Source organism: Dietzia sp. DQ11-44, from assembly GCF_014145205.1.
In the GTDB taxonomy this organism is placed as follows: domain Bacteria; phylum Actinomycetota; class Actinomycetes; order Mycobacteriales; family Mycobacteriaceae; genus Dietzia; species Dietzia natronolimnaea.
In genome coordinates this window covers 1-4,172 of the sequence record NZ_JAALEC010000171.1, presented here as the reverse complement: position 1 = coordinate 4,172, position 4,172 = coordinate 1, and the positions used below count along the sequence as shown (strand labels likewise).

Below are 4,172 nucleotides of genomic sequence, written 5' to 3'. Positions count from 1 at the left end.
CGGGGGGGCTGGACGGCGGTGCCGCGCCCATCCCCGGGCCGGGGGCGGGGGTGAAGGGCGCGGCGAGACGGTCGTCGAATCTCGCGCACCCGGCCGTCGCGACGGCCAGGACCACCAGCAGCGAGAGCGATCTCATGGCGACAATCCTACGGTGCGCCGTGTCCTGGGTGCGGGTGCCGGGGAAGCGGCCTATGGTCGCATGGTGACTTCCTCAAAGCCCGGAGACGACGCCCGAACCGAGATCATCCACGATGTCGACTACCCGCTCGACGTCCCCAGCGCGACGGGGGCCGGTTCCGGCACGGGGACCGCGGACTCGGCGACCACGGCTTTCCCCGCGGCGGGTCGGACGGACTACTCGCAGTTCTCGGAGTCCGGGGGATACGACACGTCGGCGCCGTTGCCGTTCGGCGACCAGCCCACGACGATCGACCCCGCCCCCCGCGACGAGATCTCCCGGCGCGGCACGACCGATTTCGGGTTGTTCCTCCTCCGACTCGCCGTGGGCGTCCTCCTGTCCATGCGTGGTCTGCAGAAGCTCTTCGGCCTGTTCGGCGGCCCGGGACTCGACGGATTCACGCAGACCCTCACCGAGTCGGGTTTCGAGCAGGCGCGACTCCTCGCGATCGCCGGCGGGGTCGTCGAGCTGGTCGCGGGGATCCTGCTCGTCGTGGGCCTGGCGACGCCGGTCGCGGCGGCCGGGTTGCTCGGGCTGGTCGGGTTGGGCCTCGCGGTCCGGCTGACCGGTGACGACCCCGTGCCGCTCCTCGGCGAGACGACCCGTGGGCTCGAGACGTCGATCCTGTACGTCGCCGCCCTGCTCGCACTCCTCTTCGCGGGAGCCGGACGCTGGTCTGTCGACCGCAAGTGGCGGTGGTCGCACCGCCCCCGGTTCAGCGGAGTGATCTGGCTGCTGCTGGCCGTGATCGCGGCAGGGGTGATCTGGTACCTGCTCAACGGCAGCAACCCGTTGATGTCCACGACCGACAGCCCGGCGGTCACCGCGGGCTGACCGCGGCGGCGGGCCGTGGAGGTCAGCCCGGCAGGATCCGCACGGCACCCTTGTCCGCGGACGACGCCATCGAGGCGTACGCCCGCAGCGCGGTGGAGACCTTCCGCTCGCGGTGGACCGGACGCCACGGGAGGGGTCCCTTCTCGGCCCGGCGACGGTCCAGCTCGTCGTCGTCGACCTCCACCGAGATGGATCGTGTGGCCACGTCGATCGTCACGACGTCTCCGTCCCGGATCAGTCCGATCGGGCCGCCGGCGGCGGCCTCGGGGGCGATGTGCCCGATGGACAGTCCCGACGAGCCGCCTGAGAAGCGGCCGTCCGTGATCAGGGCGCACCTGGTGCCCAGGCCGGCGCCCTTGATGAACGCGGTGGGGTGGAGCATCTCCTGCATGCCCGGGCCGCCGGCCGGGCCCTCGTAGAGCACCACGAGCACCTCGCCGGGCTGCAGGGTCTTGTCCAGGATCACCGACACCGCCTGCTCCTGCGACTCCACGACCCGCGCCGGGCCGCTGAAGTGGAAGTTCGCCTCGGACACGCCGGCGGTCTTGAAGACCGATCCGTCCGGCGCGATGTTGCCGCGGAGCACGGCCAGCCCGCCCTCGGCGGTGGCCGGGTGCTCGACCGAGTGGATGCAGCCGTCCACGGCGTCCGTGTCCAGCGACTCCCAACGGTTGTCCGTGGAGAACGGCTCGATGGTGCGGACCCTGCCGGGTGCGGCGTGGAACAGCTCGATCGCCTGCTCGGTGGCGGTACCGCTGCGGATGTCCCAGTCCGCGATGTGCTGTTCGAGAGAGGGGGAGTGCACCGAGTGGACGTCCGTCTCCAGCAGACCGCCGCGGTACAACTCGCCGAGGATCGCCGGGATGCCACCGGCCCGGTGGACGTGCTCCATGTAGTAGTCCGAGTTGGGTGCGACCTTGGCCAGGCACGGCACCCGACGGGAGATCTGCTCGATGTCGTGGAGATCGAAGTCGACCTCACCCTCCTGCGCGGCGGCGAGGATGTGCAGCACCGTGTTGGTGGACCCGCCCATGGCCACGTCGAGCGTCATGGCGTTGGCGAAGGCCTCCTTGGTGGCGACCGACCGCGGCAGGACCGAGGCGTCGTCGTCCCGGTAGTAGCGGTGGCAGAGGTCCACGATGACCCGGCCGGCCTCGGCGAAGAGCTCGCGCCGTGCGCTGTGGGTGGCCAGAGTGGAGCCGTTGCCCGGCAGCGACAGGCCCAGGGCCTCCGTGAGGCAGTTCATCGAGTTGGCCGTGAACATGCCCGAGCAGGAACCGCAGGTGGGGCAGGCCGAGCGTTCGATCGCGTCGAGGCCCTCCTGGTCGACCGCCGAATTGGCCGAGGCGGAGATCGCGGTGACGAGGTCGGAACCGGCCTTGACCACGCCGTCGACGACCACCGAGAAGCCGGACTCCATGGGGCCGCCGGAGACGAACACGGTCGGGATGTTCAGACGCATCGCCGCGTTGAGCATCCCCGGCGTGATCTTGTCGCAGTTCGAGATGCACACCAGGGCGTCGGCCGTGTGCGCGTTGACCATGTACTCGACGGAGTCGGCGATGATCTCGCGGCTGGGAAGCGAGTACAACATCCCCGCGTGACCCATGGCGATGCCGTCGTCCACGGCGATGGTGTGGAACTCGCGCGCGACGCCACCCGCCGCGGTGATCTGCTCGGCGACGATCTCGCCGACGTTCTTCAGGTGCACGTGCCCGGGGACGAACTGCGTGTACGAGTTGGCGACCGCGATGATCGGTTTGCCGAAGTCGGCGTCCGTCATGCCGGTGGCGCGCCAGAGGGCGCGGGCCCCCGCCGCATTGCGTCCGGCGGTGCTGGTGCGGGACCTCAGGGCGGGCATGGGACCTCGATCCGGTTCGGGAGACGACGGGACGGGCGTCCCGGGTGGGCAGTCCTGCGATCAGGCCTGCGGGCGGCCCCGTGACGTGGGCGGGGACGCTCCGGGGGACGGGTACACGATACCCGCGGTGGCAGGAGTAACTTCGTCTCGGTCGGCCGTGTGGTCGACCGGCGTTCCACACGAATGAGGATCACCATGACCGACTCCGGCCACACCGGCGGCTTCCGCGAGTTCGCCTCACACTCGGCGGGCGCGGTGGTTCTGGTCTGCGGACTGTTCTTCCTGCTGTCGTTCATGTATCTGGGCGGCACCGCGGATCCCCAGGCCCACGCCCGACACATTCCCGTGGCGGTGGTGGACTCCGACCGCGGAGCCTCGTTGGACACGCCGATCGGCGTGCGGGACCTCGACGTGGGATCGCAGATCACCGCCGGCCTGCTCCAGAACAACGACTGGGAGAAGATCCGGCTGCACGTCGTGGACCCCGGGACGGCGGAGGAGGGACTGCGTGACGGATCGTACTTCGGGGCGATCAGGATCCCCGCCGACCTGAGCGAGCGGGTGGTCGGTCTGGTCGAGGCGGCGGCCACCGAAGAGGGGGATGCGGCGGAACCTCCCGCGCCCGCGCGGGTCACGGTCGAGTACTCGCCCCGCGTCTCCATCGTGTCGAGCCAGGTGATGAACACCATGGCCGAGGCGATGCAGGAGTCGTTCCGCGACCGGATGGGCCCCAGGTTGCTCGCCGACTCACAGTTGCTCGCCGAGGCGGAGGGCAGGACGATCGGCGCCGCCGCGACCCTCGCACTCCAGGACCCGGTCGGGATCGACGTGACCGCGTGGAACCCGCTGCCGGAGGGGGTGTCGAACGCCTCGCTGCCGATGTTCTACGCGCTGATCGTGATCCTTGCGGGCTTCACCGGGGCGATGATCATCTCCGCCGTGCTCGACGCCCGGCTCGGGTTCATCCCCCTGGAGATCGGACCTCTGGCGCTGCACGTGCACGTGGCCCCGTTCGGCCGGCTCCAGACGCTGGCCCGCAAGTGGGTGGTCACACTCGTGACGGCCCCGCTCGTGTCCGGGCTCTGCCTTCTCGTCGCCCACATCATCGGGGTCACCGGGTACGACCCGTGGCACATGTTCTGGTTCTCGAACCTCGTGATCGTCGCGGTGGGGGTGTGTGCACACACGATCATCGCGGCGATCGGGAACGCCGGGCTGTTGGTCAACCTGGTCGTGTTCGTGGTGCTGGGGATACCGACGTCGGGCGGAGCCACCCCGACGCAGATGCTGCCGCAGGTG

3 protein-coding genes are annotated in these 4,172 nt (G+C 70.2%); 2 read left to right on the top strand and 1 reads right to left on the bottom strand.

The genetic code is table 11. The features are described from left to right. The first annotated feature begins 199 nt into the window (after positions 1-199). Positions 200-1,012 (top strand): DoxX family protein, encoded by an 813-nt coding sequence (locus G6018_RS05405; RefSeq protein ID WP_179525523.1) that lies wholly within the window; start codon positions 200-202, stop codon positions 1,010-1,012. A 22-nt stretch (positions 1,013-1,034) separates the two neighbouring features. On the opposite strand, the gene ilvD is transcribed toward G6018_RS05405, so the two are convergent. After that, complete coding sequence (ilvD, locus tag G6018_RS05400; protein WP_182639046.1) at positions 1,035-2,873, bottom strand: dihydroxy-acid dehydratase; 1,839 nt, start codon at positions 2,871-2,873, stop codon at positions 1,035-1,037. A gap of 195 nt (positions 2,874-3,068) precedes the next feature. Between ilvD and G6018_RS05395 the strand changes: the two genes are divergently transcribed. Next, the coding region (locus G6018_RS05395) for a DUF3533 domain-containing protein (RefSeq protein ID WP_182639044.1) at positions 3,069-4,172 on the top strand (1,104 nt) is incomplete at its 3' end.